This window comes from Erythrobacter westpacificensis, assembly GCF_039542285.1.
In the GTDB taxonomy this organism is placed as follows: domain Bacteria; phylum Pseudomonadota; class Alphaproteobacteria; order Sphingomonadales; family Sphingomonadaceae; genus Alteraurantiacibacter; species Alteraurantiacibacter westpacificensis.
Genome location: NZ_BAABHV010000021.1, coordinates 145,501 through 164,435 on the forward strand (window position 1 = coordinate 145,501; position 18,935 = coordinate 164,435).

At 63.7% G+C, this 18,935-nt stretch carries 21 protein-coding genes; 6 read left to right on the forward strand and 15 right to left on the reverse strand.

The annotated features are described in order from the left end of the window. The first annotated feature begins 81 nt into the window (after positions 1-81). Together ABFX23_RS13530 and ABFX23_RS13535 are read left to right on the forward strand one after the other, a co-directional pair. The gene (locus ABFX23_RS13530; RefSeq protein ID WP_346033536.1) at positions 82-2,829 is read left to right on the forward strand and encodes an ATP-dependent DNA helicase; all 2,748 of its coding nucleotides are present in this window, start codon (positions 82-84) and stop codon (positions 2,827-2,829) included. Next, a complete protein-coding gene (locus ABFX23_RS13535) occupies positions 2,826-3,359 on the forward strand; it encodes a SixA phosphatase family protein (RefSeq protein WP_346033537.1) in 534 nt (177 codons plus the stop codon). Before ABFX23_RS13530 ends, ABFX23_RS13535 begins: the two co-directional genes overlap by 4 nt. Positions 3,360-3,392: 33 nt before the next feature. On the opposite strand, the gene ABFX23_RS13540 is transcribed toward ABFX23_RS13535, so the two are convergent. The 5 genes from ABFX23_RS13540 to rpmF form a co-directional block, all read right to left on the reverse strand. Next, the gene (locus ABFX23_RS13540) at positions 3,393-3,809 is read right to left on the reverse strand and encodes a MerR family transcriptional regulator (protein WP_346033538.1); all 417 of its coding nucleotides are present in this window, start codon (positions 3,807-3,809) and stop codon (positions 3,393-3,395) included. After that, positions 3,806-4,105, reverse strand: a complete 300-nt coding sequence (locus ABFX23_RS13545; RefSeq protein ID WP_346033820.1) for an integration host factor subunit alpha — start codon at positions 4,103-4,105, stop codon at positions 3,806-3,808. The genes ABFX23_RS13540 and ABFX23_RS13545 overlap by 4 nt, the downstream gene beginning before the upstream one ends. 103 nt (positions 4,106-4,208) lie before the next feature. Beyond that, positions 4,209-5,174: a beta-ketoacyl-ACP synthase III gene (locus tag ABFX23_RS13550; RefSeq protein ID WP_346033539.1), complete on the reverse strand. Its 966-nt coding sequence runs from the start codon at positions 5,172-5,174 to the stop codon at positions 4,209-4,211. After that, positions 5,171-6,241: a phosphate acyltransferase PlsX gene (plsX, locus tag ABFX23_RS13555; RefSeq protein WP_346033540.1), complete on the reverse strand. Its 1,071-nt coding sequence runs from the start codon at positions 6,239-6,241 to the stop codon at positions 5,171-5,173. Before plsX ends, ABFX23_RS13550 begins: the two co-directional genes overlap by 4 nt. Before the next feature lie 30 nt (positions 6,242-6,271). Further along, complete coding sequence (gene rpmF / locus ABFX23_RS13560) at positions 6,272-6,454, reverse strand: 50S ribosomal protein L32 (RefSeq protein ID WP_346033541.1); 183 nt, start codon at positions 6,452-6,454, stop codon at positions 6,272-6,274. Positions 6,455-6,649: 195 nt separating this feature from the next. Here rpmF and ABFX23_RS13565 point away from each other — a divergent pair, with 195 nt between their 5' ends. After that, entirely contained in the window at positions 6,650-7,045 is a 396-nt protein-coding gene (locus ABFX23_RS13565) for an MAPEG family protein (protein WP_346033542.1), read from the forward strand. On the opposite strand, the gene ABFX23_RS13570 is transcribed toward ABFX23_RS13565, so the two are convergent. Continuing rightward, a complete protein-coding gene (locus ABFX23_RS13570) occupies positions 7,042-7,707 on the reverse strand; it encodes an MBL fold metallo-hydrolase (protein ID WP_346033543.1) in 666 nt (221 codons plus the stop codon). The genes ABFX23_RS13565 and ABFX23_RS13570 overlap by 4 nt on opposite strands. A gap of 52 nt (positions 7,708-7,759) precedes the next feature. On the opposite strand from ABFX23_RS13570, the gene ABFX23_RS13575 reads away from it, so the two are divergent. Beyond that, positions 7,760-8,221 (forward strand): GNAT family N-acetyltransferase, encoded by a 462-nt coding sequence (locus ABFX23_RS13575; protein WP_346033544.1) that lies wholly within the window; start codon positions 7,760-7,762, stop codon positions 8,219-8,221. 3 nt (positions 8,222-8,224) lie between these two features. Here the strand turns inward: ABFX23_RS13575 and ABFX23_RS13580 are convergent, their stop codons facing one another. Next, positions 8,225-8,857: a S24 family peptidase gene (locus ABFX23_RS13580; RefSeq protein ID WP_346033545.1), complete on the reverse strand. Its 633-nt coding sequence runs from the start codon at positions 8,855-8,857 to the stop codon at positions 8,225-8,227. A gap of 143 nt (positions 8,858-9,000) precedes the next feature. Here ABFX23_RS13580 and ABFX23_RS13585 point away from each other — a divergent pair, with 143 nt between their 5' ends. Further along, complete coding sequence (locus ABFX23_RS13585) at positions 9,001-9,189, forward strand: hypothetical protein (protein ID WP_120076595.1); 189 nt, start codon at positions 9,001-9,003, stop codon at positions 9,187-9,189. Further along, positions 9,179-9,535 (forward strand): hypothetical protein, encoded by a 357-nt coding sequence (locus ABFX23_RS13590; protein WP_346033546.1) that lies wholly within the window; start codon positions 9,179-9,181, stop codon positions 9,533-9,535. The genes ABFX23_RS13585 and ABFX23_RS13590 overlap by 11 nt, the downstream gene beginning before the upstream one ends. Here the strand turns inward: ABFX23_RS13590 and ABFX23_RS13595 are convergent. From ABFX23_RS13595 to ABFX23_RS13630, 8 genes are all read right to left on the reverse strand, one after another. Further along, positions 9,532-10,971, reverse strand: a complete 1,440-nt coding sequence (locus ABFX23_RS13595; RefSeq protein WP_346033547.1) for an aldehyde dehydrogenase family protein — start codon at positions 10,969-10,971, stop codon at positions 9,532-9,534. The genes ABFX23_RS13590 and ABFX23_RS13595 overlap by 4 nt on opposite strands. 22 nt (positions 10,972-10,993) lie before the next feature. Further along, positions 10,994-12,649: an acetolactate synthase large subunit gene (locus tag ABFX23_RS13600; protein ID WP_346033548.1), complete on the reverse strand. Its 1,656-nt coding sequence runs from the start codon at positions 12,647-12,649 to the stop codon at positions 10,994-10,996. 127 nt (positions 12,650-12,776) lie between these two features. Then, positions 12,777-13,715, reverse strand: coding sequence for a D-2-hydroxyacid dehydrogenase (locus ABFX23_RS13605; RefSeq protein ID WP_346033549.1), 939 nt, complete (start codon positions 13,713-13,715; stop codon positions 12,777-12,779). Continuing rightward, complete coding sequence (gene cysS / locus ABFX23_RS13610) at positions 13,712-15,175, reverse strand: cysteine--tRNA ligase (protein WP_346033550.1); 1,464 nt, start codon at positions 15,173-15,175, stop codon at positions 13,712-13,714. Before cysS ends, ABFX23_RS13605 begins: the two co-directional genes overlap by 4 nt. Before the next feature lie 293 nt (positions 15,176-15,468). Then, positions 15,469-15,966, reverse strand: coding sequence for a DUF2939 domain-containing protein (locus tag ABFX23_RS13615; RefSeq protein WP_346033551.1), 498 nt, complete (start codon positions 15,964-15,966; stop codon positions 15,469-15,471). Between the two features lie 6 nt (positions 15,967-15,972). Further along, positions 15,973-16,320, reverse strand: a complete 348-nt coding sequence (locus tag ABFX23_RS13620) for a DUF2513 domain-containing protein (RefSeq protein WP_346033552.1) — start codon at positions 16,318-16,320, stop codon at positions 15,973-15,975. Between the two features lie 5 nt (positions 16,321-16,325). Continuing rightward, positions 16,326-18,149 carry a cobaltochelatase subunit CobT gene (cobT, locus tag ABFX23_RS13625; RefSeq protein ID WP_346033553.1) on the reverse strand — a complete coding sequence of 608 codons (1,824 nt, stop codon included), beginning with the start codon at positions 18,147-18,149 and terminating at the stop codon, positions 16,326-16,328. 55 nt (positions 18,150-18,204) lie between these two features. Further along, a complete protein-coding gene (locus ABFX23_RS13630; protein WP_346033554.1) occupies positions 18,205-18,912 on the reverse strand; it encodes a DUF4197 domain-containing protein in 708 nt (235 codons plus the stop codon). Between the last annotated feature and the right edge of the window lie 23 nt (positions 18,913-18,935).

The following is an 18,935-nucleotide window of genomic DNA, read 5'->3' on the forward strand; positions in this document are numbered from 1 at the left end:
TTCGCATTGGCCACGCTCTTCCACGGGTTCCACGCGCCCTATCCGTTTACATTTCGTTCTCATGGGCGGTAGTGGAAGGAAATGGCCGCCCCCGCCCTCCCCATCGAAGACGTGCCGCTTCCGGCCCTGCATGCCAGCCATGCGGGCAGCTGGCTGTGCGGCCCCGAGGGAGCCGTGAAGGCCGCGTCGAAGGGCGAGGCCGTGATGGCCGCGGCCGATACGCCGCACCTCATCCTCAACGCCCCGCTCGTCGCAACGCGGCTGGGCTATCCCGATCTTTCCGGCCTCGACCTGCTGGAGCTTTTTGCCTTCGTGCATCCGGCCCGGTTCTGCGTGCCGACTCCCAAGGGACTGGCACACGCGCTGGACCTGCCGGAGCCGGAGGACGGCGCCGAGGTTCCCGAAATGTTGCGCAAGGCCGCCGCGCACCTGCTGGCCAACTGCGAGAGCGAAGACTGGGCTGCGCGCGAAGGAGCGTGGAGCGCGCTGCAATCGCTGTCCCGCCTGCGCTGGCCGTGGGCGGCGGTCCTCTCTCCCCACGTGGCGCGCCCGGAAAGGGCCGAGAAGTGGCTGTTCTCCCGGCTTCCGGAGTGGGAGGATGCGGGCGAGCGACCGCAGCCCGGACAGGTCCTGCTTGGCGAAACCGCGATCCACGGCCAGCTCGAACGGCTGACAGGCGAAGGCGCGGAACAGCGCGAGGGCCAGCGCGCCTATGCAGGTCAGGTCGGAAACATCTTCGCCCCGCGCGAAAAGCGGGACAAGCCGCACGTGCTGTTGGCGCAGGCAGGCACCGGCATCGGCAAGACGTTGGGCTACCTCGCCCCCGCCTCGCTCTGGGCAGAGAAGTCGGGCGGCACCGTGTGGGTGTCCACCTATACCAAGAACCTGCAGCGGCAGCTCCGCAGCGAGGCAAGCCGCGCATGGCCCGAGCGCCGCCCCGATGGCTCACGCCCGGTGGTGGTGCGCAAGGGGCGCGAGAACTACCTTTGCCTGCTCAACCTGGAGGACGCACTGCAAGGCGGCTTCGGCGGGCGCGCGGCAGTGCTGGCGCAGCTGGTAGCGCGGTGGGCGGCCTATTCGCAGGACGGGGACATGATCGGCGGCGACCTGCCCGGCTGGCTGGGCACGTTGTTCCGCCAGCGCGCCATCCGCAGCCTGACCGACCAGCGCGGCGAATGCATCTACGCGGGGTGTCCCCACTACCGCAAATGCTTCATCGAACGCGCCGCGAGAGCCAGCGCGCAGGCAGACCTCGTGATCGCCAACCACGCGCTGGTGATGGTCAATGCCGCGCGCGGGCGCGACCATGCGCAGCGCCCCACCCGCATCGTGTTCGACGAGGGCCACCATGTTTTCGATGCCGCCGACTCCACCTTCGCCGCGGCTCTGACCGGGCAGGAGGCGATCGAACTCAAGCGCTGGATCCTCGGCCCCGAACGCGGCTCCAAGGGACGCCGCCGGGGCCTCGCCGCCCGCCTGGCGGACGTTGCCAGCTATGACGAGGCTGGCGGTGCGGCCATCGATGCAGCCTGCGAGGCGGCGCAGGCCCTGCCCGGAGAAGGCTGGATCGGGCGCCTCGCCGAAAACGAACCATCGGGCGAGATCGAGCGTCTGCTCGCCGCCGTGCGCGCCGTCACATACGCCCGCGACGAAAGCGGCGCGCTGGATGCTGGCTACGGAATCGAGACAGAGGCCGCGGGGCTGGATGGCGACTTCGTCGAGCGGGCGCAGATGGCCGCGCAGGCCTTGGCCGAAATTCGCATGCCACTCATCAAGCTTGGCGTCCGCCTGGAAGCCATGCTGGAAGACCCGCCAGACTGGCTGGATGGCCAGGGGCGTGCGCGGATCGAAGGCGCGCGCTTCTCGCTCAGCTGGCGGATCGACACCCTGGCGGCCTGGGAAGCTCTGCTGGGGCGGCTCGGCGGCCCGGCAGACCCGGAATTCGTCGACTGGATGTCAGTCGAGCGCAACGACTCCCGCGAGTTCGACATCGGCCTCCACCGCCGCTTCCTCGACCCGATGAAACCCTTCGCCCGCGTCGTGCTGGAACCGGCGCATGGCGTGATGCTGACCAGCGCTACGCTGACGGACCGGCTCGATGACGGGCCGGACTGGCCAGCTGCCGTCGCAAAATCCGGCGCGCCGCATATCGAGGTGCAGCCAAGGCTGGCCGATGCCATCAGTCCGTTCGACTATGCCGCGCGCGCGGAAGTGCTGATCGTCACCGACGTGAAAAAGGGCGACCTGGCAGGCCTTGCCGGAGCCTACGCCCGCATCATCGAGGCCAGTGGCGGCGGCGTGCTGGGCCTCTTCACCGCGATCAGGCGCCTGCGAGCAGTGCACGGCCGCATTGCAGACCGGCTTGCGCGCGAGGGCCTGGCGCTGTTCGCCCAGCATGTCGATCCGATCGACACCGGCACCCTGGTAGACATTTTCCGCGATGATCCGCGCGCCAGTCTGCTGGGCACCGACGCCCTGCGGGACGGAGTGGACGTTCCCGGCCATTCGCTGCGCTGCGTGGTGATGGAGCAGGTTCCCTGGCCCAAGCCCAGCATCCTGCACCGCGCCCGCCGTGCTGCGGGGGGCGGCAGCGCCTACGATGATTCGATCATCCGCGGACGCCTCGCCCAGGCGTTCGGGCGATTGATTCGCAGCCGGGAGGATTCGGGCCACTTCATCGTTCTGTCTCCTGCATTTCCGTCCCGCCTGCTATCCGCCTTCCCTCCCGGCGTACCCGTTACGCGATTGACACTGGACGAGGCTTTACAACGCGTCGCGGCAGGTGTTTCGTGCCCCGACACCACATTGAAAGAGGACGCGCGCGAGTGAAACGCCTGGGCCTGTTGCGCCACGCCAAGTCAGACTGGGACGATATGAGCCTGCGCGACTTCGACCGTGGGCTCAACGATCGTGGGCGCAAGGGTGCGCGACTGATGGGCGATCATATCCGTCAGCAAGGCGGCGCGTGGGACATGGTTCTCGCCAGCCCGGCAGAGCGGGTGAAGCTGACACTTGAAGCCAGCGGGCTCGATATGCCGGTCCGGTACGAAGAAAGCGCCTACCTGGCCGACAGCCCTACGCTGATGCAGCTACTGAGCACCTGTGACGACGATGCCGAGGCGGTCCTGCTGATGGGTCACAATCCCGGCCTTCAGGAGCTGGCGCTCGATCTCGTCGCACCCGATGCGGAGAATGACCTGTTCTCGGAAGTCATGCAGAAGTATCCCACGGCAGCCTACGCCGTTCTGGAACTTGGTATCGATAGCTGGGCCGATCTTCGTCAGGGATGCGGCAAGCTAGTCCATTTTGCACGCCCGAGAGACCTCGATCCCGATCTTGGCCCGGTCCGCGTCGGCTAAACGGCTTCTGCCAATGCCTTCTCTCGCAAGGATTTATTCCGAGAGCGCGCTGGCAAGCCGGTTGCGGATCGATTGCAGCCCCGCCAGCGCTTCGGAACGGCTTTCATCGCGTTCGAAAAGGGTTTGCTTAGGCAATACACCCTCGCGTGCGGTGGTTGTGCCAGCCTCGGCTCGCCCGCCTTCCTGCAACGCCTTTTTCGCACCTTTCAGCGTGTACCCCTGCTGGTTCACCAACTGGTCGATACGCTCGATCAGCGAGATATCCTCCGGGCGGTAAAGCCGCCGTCCCCCACTGCGTTTCAGCGGCTTGAGCATCGGGAACTGCTGTTCCCAATAACGCAGGACATGCGGCTTGATGCGAAAGGCAGCGGACACTTCGCCGATGGTGCGCATCGCGTCCGGTGCCTTGCCATCGTCAAAGCGCGCGTTGCTGCGCGGCTCGTCGCTCATGAAGCGTTCGCAATTCGCTCTTTCAGTTTCTGGCTTGCCCGGAAAGTCATCACCCGGCGCGGCGTGATCGGCACCTCGACACCCGTTTTCGGGTTACGGCCGATGCGTTCCTTCTTGTCACGCAGCACGAAGCTGCCGAAGCCGGAAATCTTCACATTCTCGCCGTCCGACATCGCATCGCACATCTTTGCGAGAATGGATTCGACCATGTCGAGACTTTCGGCGCGCGAGAAACCCATCTTGTGGTTGATAGTCTCAGCAAGATCGGCGCGCGTGAGCGTGCCGACGGATCGCATAACATTCATGCGTCCAACTCCTCCAATGCTTTCGACCCGGATAGTTTTATGTAGGAAATCAATCGGGAACGCAAGGTCGACCTGACCGAGCAGGGGAAAATTCCTATGCCCGCAGCAGGCTGGCGCCCCAGGTGAAGCCGCCGCCCATGGCTTCCAGCATCACGAGATCGCCTTTCTTGATGCGCCCGTCTTTCCGGGCAACGTCATAAGCCAGCGGGACCGACGCGGCCGACGTGTTGGCGTGCTGGTCGACGGTGACGACAACCTTCTCCATCGGCAGGCCGAGCTTGCGGGCCGTGGCATCGAGAATGCGGAGATTGGCCTGGTGCGGCACCACCCAGTCAACATCACCGGGAGCCTGGCCCGCCTCCTCCAAGACCTCTTTCAGCACACTGGAAAGGTTCGCCACGGCATGACGGAACACTTCGCGCCCCTTCATCCGCAGCTTGCCGACTTCGCCCGTCGTCGAAGGACCGCCGTCGACATAGAGCATTTCGCCATGCTCCCCGTCTGCGTGAAGGCGAGAGGCGATGATTCCCGCCCCGTCTTCCGCAACGTCCTGCGCCTCGATTACAAATGCGCCAGCGCCGTCGCCGAACAGCACGCAGGTGGTGCGGTCTTCCCAGTCGAGGATGCGGCTGAAGGTCTCCGCCCCGATAACGATCGCGCGTTTTGCCATGCCGGAACGCAGCATCGCGTCTGCCGTCGTCAATGCATAAAGGAAACCGGAACACACGGCACCCACATCGAAGGCCGGGAAACCCTTGCCGCCAAGTCGCATCTGCACCTGCGTGGCGGTGGCCGGGAACGTGTTGTCCGGCGTGGCGGTCGCCAACACGATCAGATCGATATCCTCGATGGTGAGGCCGGCATCGTCGAGCGCAGCCTGCGCAGCCGCGGCGCCGAGCGAGCCGGTGGTTTCGCCCTCTGCGGCAATATAACGCTGCGTGATGCCTGTCCGCTCGCGAATCCATTCGTCGCTGGTATCGACACGCGTCGCCAGCTCTTCATTGCTCACGCAGGCCTTCGGCAGGGCTGAGCCGGTGCCCAGAAGTACGGAACGGATCACTTGGAACTCACCGTCTCTGCCGATGTTGCGCCATTTCCGCTCAATGCTTCTTCACCCATCTTGCCGAGGTCGGCAGCGATACGGTCGGTCAGATCGTCCTCCAGCAGGCGCGCGGTAACGGCGACGGCGTTGGCGACGCCCTGCGCGTTCGCGCTGCCGTGCGATTTCACGATGACGCCGTTCAGGCCGAGGAAGACCCCGCCATTGTGATTGTTCGGATCAAGATGGTGCTTCAGCAACTCGGTCGCGGGACGCGAGACAAGGAAACCGATTTTCGAGCGCAGAGAACTGGTGAAGGCGGACTTCAGGAGATCGGTCACGAACCGTGCCGACCCCTCAATGGCCTTCAGTGCGATGTTGCCGGAAAAACCGTCCGTTACCACCACGTCAACCTCGCCGCGATTGATCTTGTCGGCCTCTACATAGCCGTCGAACCGCATGTCGAGGCTGTCGGCATCCTTCAGCAACTGCGCAGCGCGTTGCAGGTCGTCGGTGCCCTTGATGCTCTCGGTACCGATGTTCAGCAGGCGAACACGCGGGGTGCGGCCCTTGTTGACGATGCGGGAATAGGCGGCGCCCATGATGGCGAACTGCACAAGGTTGCGGGCGTCGCAATCGGTGTTCGCGCCGAGATCGAGCATGATCACGTCATGCTCCTCCAGCGTGGGAAGAAGGGCGGCGAGCGCGGGCCGGTCGATCCCCGGCATCGTGCGCAGGGCCAGCTTGCTCATGGCCATCAGCGCGCCGGTATTACCCGCGCTCACGGCAGCGCCGCAGGAGCCATCCTTCACTGCCTGGATAGCCAGGCCCATGCTGGTGGTCTTCGCACGACGAAGCGCGCGGCTGGGTTTCTCGTCGCCCGATACCACGTCGTCGCAATGCAGGATTTCGGATGCCTCGCGCATGCCGGGATGATCTTCGAGCGCCTTCTTGATGCGCTCCTCATCACCTACCAGCAGGAACTTGAACTTGTCGTGCTGGCGCCTTGCCAGCGCCGCGCCGGACACCATGACGCGCACGCCATGATCTCCGCCCATCGCATCAACCGCGATACGGGGCAGGCTCATGTGCGTACGCTCCTTGGTCCGGTTTGGACTTTAAAGGCCCTTGGGCTCGATCACCTGGCGACCGTTGTAGTGGCCGCAGGCGGTGCAAAGCATGTGCGGGCGCTTCAGCTCGCCGCAGTTGGAGCATTCGTGGAAGGCTTCCACCTTCAGCGAATCGTGCGACCGGCGATTGCCCCGGCGATGCGGTGATACTTTTCTCTTAGGGACAGCCATGGCGGCACCTGTTCCTTGAATTCGTTCAAAATCTGTGTCGGAGCCGCCCTAGGCCAAGCCAGTCCGCTGCGCAAGCGCGCCGGAAAGACCCATTCGAGGATGCGGCGAAGGCGCGCTCTTTAGCGATTTCTCGCGCAGTTGCAAGCGCCCCCCGCTCGTTATAGCGATAAGTTGGGACGAACGGGGGCTTTATAAATGCTGGAACATCATATCGGGCTGCTCAGCGTGGCCATAGCCGGACTGATCAACCTTTGGCTTTCTTGGCGCTGCGGCGCGGCGCGCGGTAAAGCGAAGGTGTTGCACGGCGACGGCGGCGATACCGCCTTGCAGCGCCATATGCGCGCCCATGCCAATTTCACGGAATACACGCCGATCGCTTTGCTGATGATCCTGGTGCTGGACTATTCCGACCAGAATCCCTGGCTCCTTGCCATCACGGCAGCGGTATTCCTGGCAGGCCGCGTACTTCACGCCGTCGGGATGCAGGCGGACAAGCCCAGCATCCCGCGCATGGTGGGTATGCTGACGACGCTGGTGCCCTACCTGATCTGGATCGTCTGGGTCGTGCTGGTGGTGTTCCAGGTCGTCTAGCCGCGCGCCATTGCAGCATCGCTGACATAGGGGTTCGTCTTCCGCTCCTGCCCGAAAGTGCTGGTAGGCCCATGACCGGGCACGAAAGTGACGTTATCGCCCAGCGGCCACAGCTTCTGGGTGATGGCGTCCAGCAGGTCCTGATGATTGCCCATGGGAAAATCGGTGCGTCCGATGCTTCCCTGGAACAGCACGTCACCCACGAAGGCGAAGCCGGTGGGGCGATGGAAGAACACCACGTGTCCCGGCGTGTGCCCGGGGCAATGCAGCACTTCCATCGTAACTTCGCCGAAGCTGACGGTGTCGCCGTCGTTGAGCCAGCGATCGGGCTCGAATATCTCGCAGGTCATCTGGAAACGCGGACCGTCGTCCTCCAGCCTGCTGATCCAGAACCGGTCGTCCTCGTGCGGTCCTTCGATGGGGAGACCAAGCTCCTTCGCCAGCATCCCGGCCTGCCCGCAGTGGTCGGCATGGCCATGTGTGAGCAGGATTTTCTCCAGCGTCACTCCGGCGCGCTGCACCGCGTCCTTCAGCTTGTCGAGATCACCCCCAGGATCGACCAGCACGCCGCGCATGGTCTTCGAACACCACACCAGCGAGCAGTTTTGCTGGAAGGCGGTAACGGGGATAATGGCGGCACGGATTGGAGCTTCTTGTGTCATGCCACGCTAGTTGGCGGTGACGCGGAGCCCTTGCAAGCCTAGACAGTACGGCATGACCGCCCTCACCTATCGCGATGCCAAGCCCGCAGACCTGCCCTTCATCGCATCCCTCGGCGATTCCGACGAGGTTGCCGCCGCTCGCGATCCGGCACGCGAAGGCATCGCAGAAGAGCAGCGCAAGGCGCTCGCGGCAATCACTGCAGATCCGAACCACCGCCTGCTTGTGGTGGAACGCGGCGGAAAGCCGGTAGGCAGCTTCCAGCTCAGTTTCATTCCCGGTGTATCGCGGCAGGGCGCGTGGCGGGGACAGATCGAGAGCGTGAGGGTGGCAAGCGCCATGCGCGGGAAAGGCGTCGGCGAAGAAATGATGCGCTGGGCGATCGATCGCTGCGCGGAAAAAGGCTGCGGCGTGGTGCAACTGACCAGCGACCGTCAGCGCGATGCTGCGCACAGGTTCTATGAGCGGCTGGGCTTCAAACCGACGCATACCGGCTTCAAGATGAAGTTGCTCTAGCGGCTAGACCCGCCCGCTCTTCCACACCACGCGCCCGATGATGGCGAACTCGTCGGCGCTCACGTCAATGGGAGGATAAGCGAGGTTCTGGCTGAGCAGCGAGAAGCGCCCGCCACCCTTGCTCGCCACGCGCTTTACCAGCAGCGACTCGTCAAGCCGAACGACGTGCACGCCGTCACGAAACGGCTGATCGCGCCGGTCGACAAGCACTTCGTCCCCTTCGCGAAGAAGCGGTTCCATCGAATCGCCAACGACCCGGATGGCGGAAAGCTTTGCGCCCTCGAGGCCCTGCTCGGTCAACCATCGTTTGGAGAACCGAAAGGCATCGAACACCCGATCCTGCGCATCCGCCGCTCCCGGACCGGCGGAAGCATCGACTTCGAGGCGAGGCGCTTCGACCCACTTGTCATCATCGCGGCGCTCGTAGGATTTATCCTTGGGCCCGCCGAGTTCCGATTCCTCCACGCCGAAAAATTGTGCGAGGATCCCTCGATCTTCTTCTTCCAGCTTCTTCGGGCTGCCTTTGGTGATATATTGCTGAAGATAGGTAGGATTACGGGAGAGCATGCGCGAAAGTGATGCGAGGCTGGTGCCCCGCTCTTTCGCCAAATCTGCCAGTTTCTCACGAGGATCCATGCTGCGCTTCCTATACTGTGATGCAAATTCCTCCTACACGATGTATTTTTCCTAGACAAGTAGGATTTCGGCGGCGACACAAGCTTCAACGAGTCGCACAAGTGGCTCGGAAAACGAGGGAAACTGGAAGAGGGGTTCGCACCATGCTCATCCGCAAAATCGAAGTATTTCTGCGCCATACGCGCATGCCGCCCACGAAGTTCGGACGCCTGGCGACACGCGATCCGCGATTCGTCCTGGACCTGCGCAATGGCCGCACTCCGCGTGCATCAACGGAAAAACGGGTGGAACATTTCATGAACAAATATCGGGAGACTACCGGTGCATACTGATCAGATCACCCCTCCTCCGGCAAAGCGCCGGGGCCAGCGTGGCCCGCGCGAACAGCTGGCCGATGCCCTGCGCGCTCTCGCAGACGGCAAGGGCCGGATTACGCGGCACTCGGAAAAAGGCTGGGCCAGCATAACCTTCGCCGGGGCGCGTCACCGGGTGGAGATGGTTTTCGAAGGCGAGGACGCAGTCAATGCAGGAGAGTGCTTCATCGCCTTCCTGCCCGAGCATGAGTTTGCCATTCGCGGCCAACTTGTCGCCGATGCCGCCGTGGTGGAGGCAAGCAGCACCACCCAGCCGCCCAAACTGTCGGTAACCTGCGAAGTGCTGCTGCTGGAGGAAAGCTAGATCCGCCGGATCACAAGGTTCCGGATCTCGGTCATGTCTTCCATGGCAAAGCGGATGCCCTCGCGGCCGAGACCGGAATCCTTCACGCCGCCATATGGCATGTTGTCCACGCGGTAGCTGGACACGTCGTTCACCACCACACCGCCGACATCCAGCGTGTCCCACGCATCCAGCACCTGGTGGATATCGCGCGTGAAGATGCCCGCCTGGAGGCCGAACTTGCTGTCGTTTACCTGGTCTAGAGCTTCGTAGAAGTCGGAGAACTTCGACAGGTTCGCCAGCGGACCGAAGGCCTCTTCCTTGCTGGCGTTGCAACCGCGCGGGACGTTTTCCAGCAGGGTCGCTTCCAGCATGTTGCCGTTCGACAATCCGCCGCCACAAAGCAGTTTTGCGCCAGCTTCTATGGCCTCGTCGATCCAGCCCTTCAGTCGCCCGGCTTCCTTGTCGGAGATCATCGGCCCGATGAAAGTGTCCCGATCCTTGGGATCGCCCGCCACGAGGGTCTTGGTCTTCGCCACCAACATATCCTTGAACTCGTCGTAGATATCCTCGTGAATGATGATGCGCTGCACGCCAATGCAGCTCTGGCCGCTCTGGTAGAAGGCACCGAAGATGATGCGTTCCAGCGCATGATCGAGGTCCGCATCCTTGTCGACCACCACGGCCGCATTGCCCCCGAGTTCTAGGATGACGGGCTTCTTGCCCGCCTTCGCTTTCAGGTCCCAGCCCACGCCGGGCGAGCCCGTGAAGCTGAGCAGCTTGAGGCGTTCGTCTTCGGTAAAAAGGTCCGCCCCGTCGCGACTGGCGGGAAGGACGGAGAACGCCCCTTCGGGCAGGATATCGCATTCGGCCAGCACCTCGCCCATGATGATGGTGCCCAGCGGCGTCTTCGATGCAGGTTTGATGATGAATGGGCATCCGACCGCGATGGCGGGCGCGATCTTGTGCGCGGCAAGGTTCAGCGGGAAATTGAACGGGCTGATGAAGCTGCACGGCCCGATCGGCACCCGCTTCCACATACCCATGTAGCCCTTGGCGCGCGCGGAGATGTCCAACGGCTGCACCTCGCCGTAGTTGCGCGTCGATTCCTCGGCGGCGATGCGGAAAGTGTCGATCAGCCGGTCGACTTCGCCCTCGGCATCCTTGATCGGCTTGCCCGCCTCCACGCACAGCGAATAGGCGAGCTCGTCGTAACGTTCGCGGAATTGCTCGACACAGTGTTGCAGCACGGCCTGCTTCTCATAGCTGGCGAGCTTCGCCATCGACTCCGTCGCCCGCACCGTTCCTGCAATCGCCTCCTCGATGATATCGGGCGTGGCCAGCGCGGTGCGAAAGGCGACCTCGCCCGTGTACTTGTCGGTCACTTCGAGGTCGGTGTTGGGCTGCACCGCCTTGTTGTTCAGGTAGAGCGGATAAACGTCCTTGAGTTCGGCCATGATGTCCTCCTGACGATACCACTCAGAGCTTGGCACTCAGTTCCTTGATGTCGTGATTTAGTATCTGGTCGTTCTCGGAATAATCCACCGGGCAATCGATCAGGTGCACGCCATCGGTCGACAGGCAGTGGTCCAGCACTTCCTTCAGGTGATCGGCGCTTTCAACGCGGTGACCCTTGGCGCCGTAGCTTTGCGCATATTGCACGAAATCGGGGTTGCCGTAGGTCAGGCCCCAGTCCTTGAAGCCCATGTTCGCCTGTTTCCAGCGGATCATGCCATAGGCATCGTCGCGCAGGATCAGCACGGTCATGTTGAGGCCGAGGCGGACCGCGGTTTCCATCTCCTGGCTGTTCATCATGAACCCGCCATCGCCGCAGATCGCCATCACCTTGCGGCCGGGATAGACCATCGCGCTCATCATGGCAGACGGCAGCCCCGCCCCCATGGTAGCAAGCGCATTGTCGAGCAGCACGGTGTTGGGCAGGTATGCGGTGTAATTACGTGCGAACCAGATCTTGTAGACGCCGTTGTCGAGGCAGATGATCCCGTCTTCGGGCATGGCATGGCGGATCTGCTGCACGAGATGTGGCGGGAAGATCGGGAACCGCGCATCGTCCGCCAGCGGGGCGGTATGCTCCTTCTCGGCAGTGCGATAGGCCAGGATGTGGTCGAAGTTCCACTTGCCCTGCGGCACCACGTCTTCCTTGATCTGCCAGATGGCATTGGCGATATCGCCGATCACCTCGATCTGCGGGAAGTAGACCGGGTCCACTTCGGCGGTCTTGGTGGAGACGTGGATGACCGTCGGCCCGCCCGGTTTCATGAAGAACGGCGGCTTCTCGATCACGTCGTGCCCGATGTTCACGATACAGTCCGAATCCTCGATTGCGCGGTGGACAAAGTCCCCGGCAGACAGCGCCGCGCAGCCGAGGAACAGCGGATGCCGCTCGTCGATCACGCCCTTGCCCATCTGGGTGGTGACAAAGGGGATGCCGGTCTTCTCGATGAACTGGTGCAGCATCCGTCCGGTCATCTTGCGATTGGCACCCGCGCCGATCACCAGCACCGGCGACTTCGCTTCCTCCAGCGCCTGCACCGCCATTCGTACGGCTTTCGGCTCGGCCGAGGGGCGACGCGCTACCGAGCGTGGGATGGGGCGGCTGTCGGTCAGTTCCTCGGCGATGTCTTCGGGGAACTCGAGGTGCACCGCGCCGGGCTTCTCCTCTTCGGCCAGGCGGAATGCCTCGCGTACGCGGCTGGGGATGTTGTCGCCCGCGGCCAGCTGGTGTGCGAACTTGGTGATCGGGCCCATCATGTCGACCACGTCGAGGATCTGGAAGCGGCCCTGCTTCGATTTCTTGATCGGCTTCTGCCCGGTGATCATCAGCATCGGCATTCCGCCAAGCTGGGCATAGGCCCCGGCGGTCACGAAGTTTGTCGCCCCCGGCCCCAGTGTGGCGACGCACACGCCGGTCTTGCCGGTGTGCCGTCCATAGGTCGCGGCCATGAAGCCCGCACCCTGTTCATGCCGGGTGAGGACGAGCTTGATCTTGTCGGAGTTCGAAAGGCTCTCGAGGAAATCGAGGTTTTCCTCCCCCGGAACCCCGAAGATGTATTCGACGCCTTCTTCCTCGAGGCACTCGATGAAAAGGTCGGATGCTTTCTGCTTGTCGGACATGGTCGCTGTTCCCCCGGTTGCAGCGAATGCTTCCCACAGCATCCGCCAATCCCTCACTCGCGACCCGCCGACCCTTGCCGGGCCTGACCGCACAAGGCGTATCAGACCTGCGAAAGCCTGTCAGTTCCTAATATCCGCGCGCCAGATCGACTTCTCCCTCCAGAGGCTCCCCGGCCCGGAACCGCTCGCAGTTGTCGAGGAAGCGCCTCGCCGCCCGTTCGCGGCTGGCTTCGTTGGGAATGCCGCAAAGGTGCATCGTGATCTGCACGTTCTCGAGATCCCACAACCTGTGCTCCGGCGGTAGCGGTTCGGGCAGGGTGAGATCGAGAATGGCACCGCCGATACTTTCGGCTTCCAGCGCTGCGATCAGCGCATCCTGGTCCACCACTTCGGCGCGGCCGTAGTTCACCAGCACTGCGTCCTGCTTCATCGCGGCGAACTCGTCCGCACCGAGCATCCCCGTGGTTTCCGGCGTGTGCGGCAGCGACAGGACGATCCAGTCGAACTCACCGAGTTGCCCGCGCCATTCGTCGGGGCCGAGCACGCCGTCGCCCGGCGAACTGCGCACCGGGACGCATTCGACATCGAACCCGGCCAGCATCCGCGCGATGGCCTGCCCGATGGAACCGTACCCCAAGATCAGCGCCCGGCTCCCCGCCATCTCGCGCATGGAGGGCGGGCGCGACAGCCAGTCATGGCGGTCCGCCGCACGGATGATTTCCGGGTAGCCGCGCGCGAAGCTGAGCATCGACATGACGGCGAATTCCGCCACCTGTCCCGCCGCCAGCCCGGCCCCGCACGAAAGCCTGACACCGCGCTGCTGCAAGTCATCGAGCGGCATCCAGTCGACCCCAGCATAGGCGGAGTTGAGCCATTCCAGCTTGCGCGCCTTTGCCATGGCTTCCAGCGCAGGCGGCTTCACGTGCAGGTCGAACCAGCCGATCTCTGCCTCGGGTGCCAGCGCAAGCAGCTGCGCCTCGTCTTCCCACCACGCGGCATCGACCCAGTCCGGCAGCCGGCTTTCCAGCCGCTTGCGCATCCATGAGGGCAGGACGGCGCGGGTCACAGCTTCCACTCCCAGCCGAGCGGGTCGCCATCCATCACCTCGACCCCCTTCGCCGCGAGTTCATCGCGCAGGGCATCGGACGCGGCAAAGTCCTTCTCCGCCCGCGCAGCCTTGCGGCGTTCCAGCGCGTCATCGATCTCCGCCTCCGTAATCGTCGCGGACTTGGGGCGCAGGCGAAGGTCGGTGCGAGATAGGTCCATCAGGCCGAGGCCCAGCACCGCGTCCATCCGCTCCACCACTGCGCGCTTCACGCCGGTATCGACCTTCTTCATCGCCAGCGCATCTTCCAGGGCAGTGAGCGCGATGGCGGTGTTAAGATCGTCGCTGATGGCGGCGTCGAACTTCTCCAGCAGCGGCGCGAATTTCGGATGGTCCGGCTCGCCAGCCTCGGCATCCTTCAGCCGTTCCGCCTGCATCACCATGCGCTTCAGCCTCGTCAGTGCAGCACCCAGCCCTTCCCAGCTGAATTCCAGCTCGCTGCGGTAGTGTGCCTGCAGGCACATCATCCTGTAGGCAAGCGGGTGATAGCCCTTGTCGATCAGCAGTTGCAGCCGCAGGAACTCGCCCGACGACTTGCTCATCTTTCCGGAACGCTCGACGAGGAAGTTGTTGTGCATCCACACCTTCGCGCCGGAGTTCACGGCATCGGACAGCCCGCCACAGCCGCAGAAGGCCTGGTTCTGCGCGATCTCGTTGGGATGGTGGATTTCGCGGTGGTCGATGCCGCCGGTGTGGATGTCGAACGGGAAGCCGAGCAGCTTGCCGCCCATCACGCTGCACTCCAGGTGCCAGCCGGGCGCGCCCTTGCCCCAGGGGCTGTCCCATTCCATCTGCCGCGTCTCGCCTGCCGGGGTCTTGCGCCAGATGGCGAAGTCGGCGGCGTTGCGCTTGCCTTCCACCGTCTCGATACGCCCCTCACCCTCCTCGGTCACGGCGCGGGCGAGCCTGCCGTAGTCCTCGACGGTCGAGACATCGAAGTAGAGCCCGCTTTCCAGTTCGTAGCAGTGCTTGTCCGCGATGGCTTTCGCGAAGTCGATCATCTCCTCGATGTAGTCCGTGGCGACGGACCAGTGCGCGGCCTCGGGCTTGCCCGCTTTCATCGGCCCCCGGATATTGAGCGCCTTCACGTCGGCCCAGTAGGCTTCGGTATAGTGCTTCGCGATGTCCCAGATCGACTGCGCCTTTTCCGCCGCCATCTTCTCCATCTTGTCCTCACCCGCGTCGCCATCGTCGGTGAGATGGCCCACGTCGGTGATGTTGATGACGTGGGTGAGCTTGTTGCCCTTGAAGGTCAGCGTGCGGCCCAGCACGTCGGCGAACACATAGGCGCGCATGTTGCCGATGTGCGGGTAGTTGTAGACCGTCGGGCCGCAGGTGTAGACGCGCGCCTCCCCGGGGTGGACGGGCACGAACGGCTCCTGCCGCCGCGTGAGGGAGTTGAAGAGTTCAAGGTCAGCCATTGCGCGCCTCGCTTAGTGCGCGCGGCCCCGCCCGACAAGCGGCGAGGCTGGCGAATGTGGAACACATGGAACAGTGTCCAAGGGCAAAAAGCGGTGTTCCGTCACTGTCGGGGCCGGAAAGTGTCACCTTGCGCCGCGAAGTGTCACCTTGGCGGCGATGGGTGTGGCCTTGGGACAGCCGCAGCGTCACCCAATGGCGCAAAGTGTCACGCGAGAAAGAATGTGTGGGGCAAGATGCAGCGTAGACCATGCCAGCGGCCCAAGCACACGGATGTTGCTGTAGGACACCTGTCTCAGGGCAGTTCGAACCCCGTCAGCACCCAGCCGAAACCGTCGCGCTCGAAGATCAGGTCTGGCGCCTCGGTGCCATCGGCCAGCGTGCCGACCGCGCGGAAGTGATCCAGCCCCTCGCGCTCGATATCGAATTCCAGCGGCGGTCCTTGCAGCGCTTCGGGCACCAGATCGGTCGCGAGGCTTTCGGACAGCAGGATATCGACCATCTCGTTCGGCGTCGGCACTGACTCGCCATCGCTACGCCGCAACACTTCGCCAGCCAGATCGCGCAAGTCCCGGATGCTCACGCCCTGCTCGATCCGGCGACGGGCAAGCTCGGTCAGCTGGTCGGCGGCAGAAGCGCGCAAAGCGGGGAAATCGACGCGCCGCTCTATCTCCGCCCGGTCGCCGCTGCGCACGGCCTCCTGCAACCCGTTCAGCGCGAGATAGGGCGAAGCGAAATACCACCCGCCGAACGCAAGACCGACGAGGAGCAGGAGAGCGAGGAGTTTTTTCATCACAGCTTACGAAAGCGGGAGGCCAAGTTCCGCTGCCTTTAACTTGATATAGCCGGTCGCGAGCTCTCCGAGCAGTTTCACGCTCCATGACTCCATCTTGTTGGCTCCCTCTTTGGTTTTTCGCCAAATCTCTTCATCTCGGACCTTGTCGAGAAATTCGTGACCTTCCCACGACATACGGAGAACGCCTTTCTGAGACTCATACAAGAAGCCGGCTGACTTGAGCATCAGCACATGACCGATGGTGTCCTCGTGTCGACCGAAATCAGGAATGTGAATGAAGAAGAAAGCGTCATCGTCTTGATTTTCCATCCAAAGGAGAATTTCCCGAATGAGATCCATGTCGCGTTTCAAGTCATTCACTCCACCTCGAACAGGTCGGCAAGCTGTTCGATAATCGTGCCGCCCAGTTGCTCCGCATCCATGATCGTCACGGCGCGCTTGTAATAGCGGGTCACGTCGTGGCCGATGCCGATGGCGACGAGCTGCACCGGCGAGACTTTCTCGATCCACTCGATCACCTTGCGCAGGTGCGCTTCGAGGTATCCGGCGCTGTTCACCGACAGGGTGGAATCGTCCACCGGTGCACCGTCGGAAATCACCATCAGGATGCGACGGTCTTCGGGGCGGGCGAGCAGGCGTTCGTGCGCCCACAGCAGCGCCTCGCCGTCGATGTTTTCCTTCAGCAGCCCCTCTCGCATCATCAGGCCGAGGCTGCGGCGCGCGCGGCGCATGGGTTCGTCCGCCTTCTTGTAGATGATGTGGCGAATGTCGTTCAGGCGGCCGGGGTTTTCCGGGCGACCGTCGGCCAGCCATTTCTCGCGGCTTTGCCCGCCTTTCCACGCGCGGGTGGTGAAGCCGAGAATCTCAACCTTCACCCCGCAGCGTTCCAGCGTGCGAGCAAGAATGTCCGCGCTGATCGCGGCGATGGAAATGGGGCGACCGCGCATCGAGCCGGAATTGTCGATCAGCAGGGTGACGACGGTATCCTTGAAGTCCTGCTCCTGCTCCTGCTTGTAGCTGAGCGAGGAACCGGGGCTGACGATGACGCGGGCAAGACGGGCTGCATCCAGCAGGCCCTCCTCCTGGTCGAAATCCCAGCTGCGGTTCTGCTGCGCCATCAGGCGGCGTTGCAGACGGTTGGCAAGCCGCGTGACCACGCCCGCAAGGCCCGCAAGCTGGCTGTCGAGGTAGGCGCGAAGGCGGTCGAGTTCCTCGAAATCGCATAGTTCGGTGGCTTCGACGACTTCGTCGAAAGCTTCGGTATAGGGCTTGTAATCGAAGGTGTTCGGGATGTCCTGCCATGGCGCGTTCTTGCGCTGGGGCAGCTGCATTTCCTCGCCGTCGGCGCCGGGATCGCCCTCGGCCAGTTCGTCCTCGCCGGGGGTCTGCTCGCCTTCCTCCCCCTCGCCTTCCTCACCCTCGGCACCTTCGGCGCGGGTTTCCGGCTGGTCGGTCTGGTCGGCGCCGTCCTCGTCCTGCTCGTCTTTTTCCTGCTCGTCCTGTCCGTCTTCGGAATCGTCGTCGTCGAAGCCGTCGTCCTCGTTCTCCGGCTCCATCGGCACCATGTCGAGGTGGCGCAGCATGTCGAGGCCCAGCTTCTGGAAGGCGGACTGGTCGTGCAGCGCATCGGTCAATTGCTCGAAATCGTCGCCGGTGCGGCTTTCCACGAATTCGCGCACCATCTCCACCCCTTCCCGCGCGGCTGCGGGAATCGGCTGGCCGGTCAGCTGCTCGCGCAGCATCAGGCCCAGCGCGGTGTGCAGCGGCACGTCGTCGGCGGACTGGGCGGTGGTGATGGGATCGCCCGCCAGCCGCTTCTCCTGCATGACCTCCATGTTGGCGCGCATGCCGGAATATTCGCTCTCGCCGATGGCTTCGTAGCGGGCGCGCTCGATGGCATCGAAACAGGCGCTGGCGGCGGCATCGCCGGGGCGCATCTTCGAATGCAGGGCGGGATTGTGATAGCGCAGGCGCAGCGCGAAACTGTCGGCAAAGCCACGCGCCTCGCGGGCCTGCTCTGCCGTCACGTCGCGGCCCGGCATGGGCACGCGCGCCATCTTGCCCTGCTGATTCGGCTGGTCCGCCGTCCAGCCGATCTCCGCCTCCTTGTCATGCGCAATGGCGCGCGCCGCGCCGGTCAGCGCGGTCTTGAAACGGTCTAGGGGGGATTCTTCGGACATCAGCAGCTTTCTCTAGCGCGCTGCCTAGAGACAGTCCGGCCCGTTACGCAAGGGACTAAAGGGCACCCTGCGCGCCGAACACCCCGATCAGCACCGGATCGTTGGTGGAGCGAGGATTGCGGCGAATCTCGCTTTCCTCGAAGCCCATCTCGGTCCAAATCGCCTCGTCGATGGTACCGGCGAAGTTGCGGGCCACGCCGCCAACGTCGATGCCGGTCAGGCCCGCCAGCAACTCGCCCACCAGCGGCTCGTTCGCCAGCCGCATGGCATCGCCGAGTTCGGGCACCATCGCTTCGATCAGCGTCTCGCCCATGCTGCCGCGCAGGAACTGCGTTGCTGCGGTAGGGCCGCCGTTCACCAGCGCCAGCGCGTTGGAAATGCCGATCACCCGCACCGCATCGGCAACGATGGGCGCGGCGCGTTCCGCCCCTTCGATGGCGATATCGGCGAAGGCATCCTCCAGCCTGTTCTTGAACAAAGTGGAGGTCAGGATATTCGCCAGCACGCCGCCGCGCGAACCGATCACGTTATCGAGGCCCAGTTGCGCCACCTGCTCGTCCCAGAAGCCGCCAGGCTGGGTCAGGCGCAGGAAGGCGCGCTCGCTGGAAACGTAGAGCAACTGCCGGATCGCGTCGGTCAGGCTCCATCCGCCAAGGCTTTGGCAAGCAGGCAGCAGCAGCGCGCCAGAGGCAAGCGCCCCGCCCATGAAGCGGCGGCGCCCCATGATGGCGGTCTTGCTGGCAGATGTGGTCAATTCGGTCATAAGGCACTTCCTCTTCTTGCAGC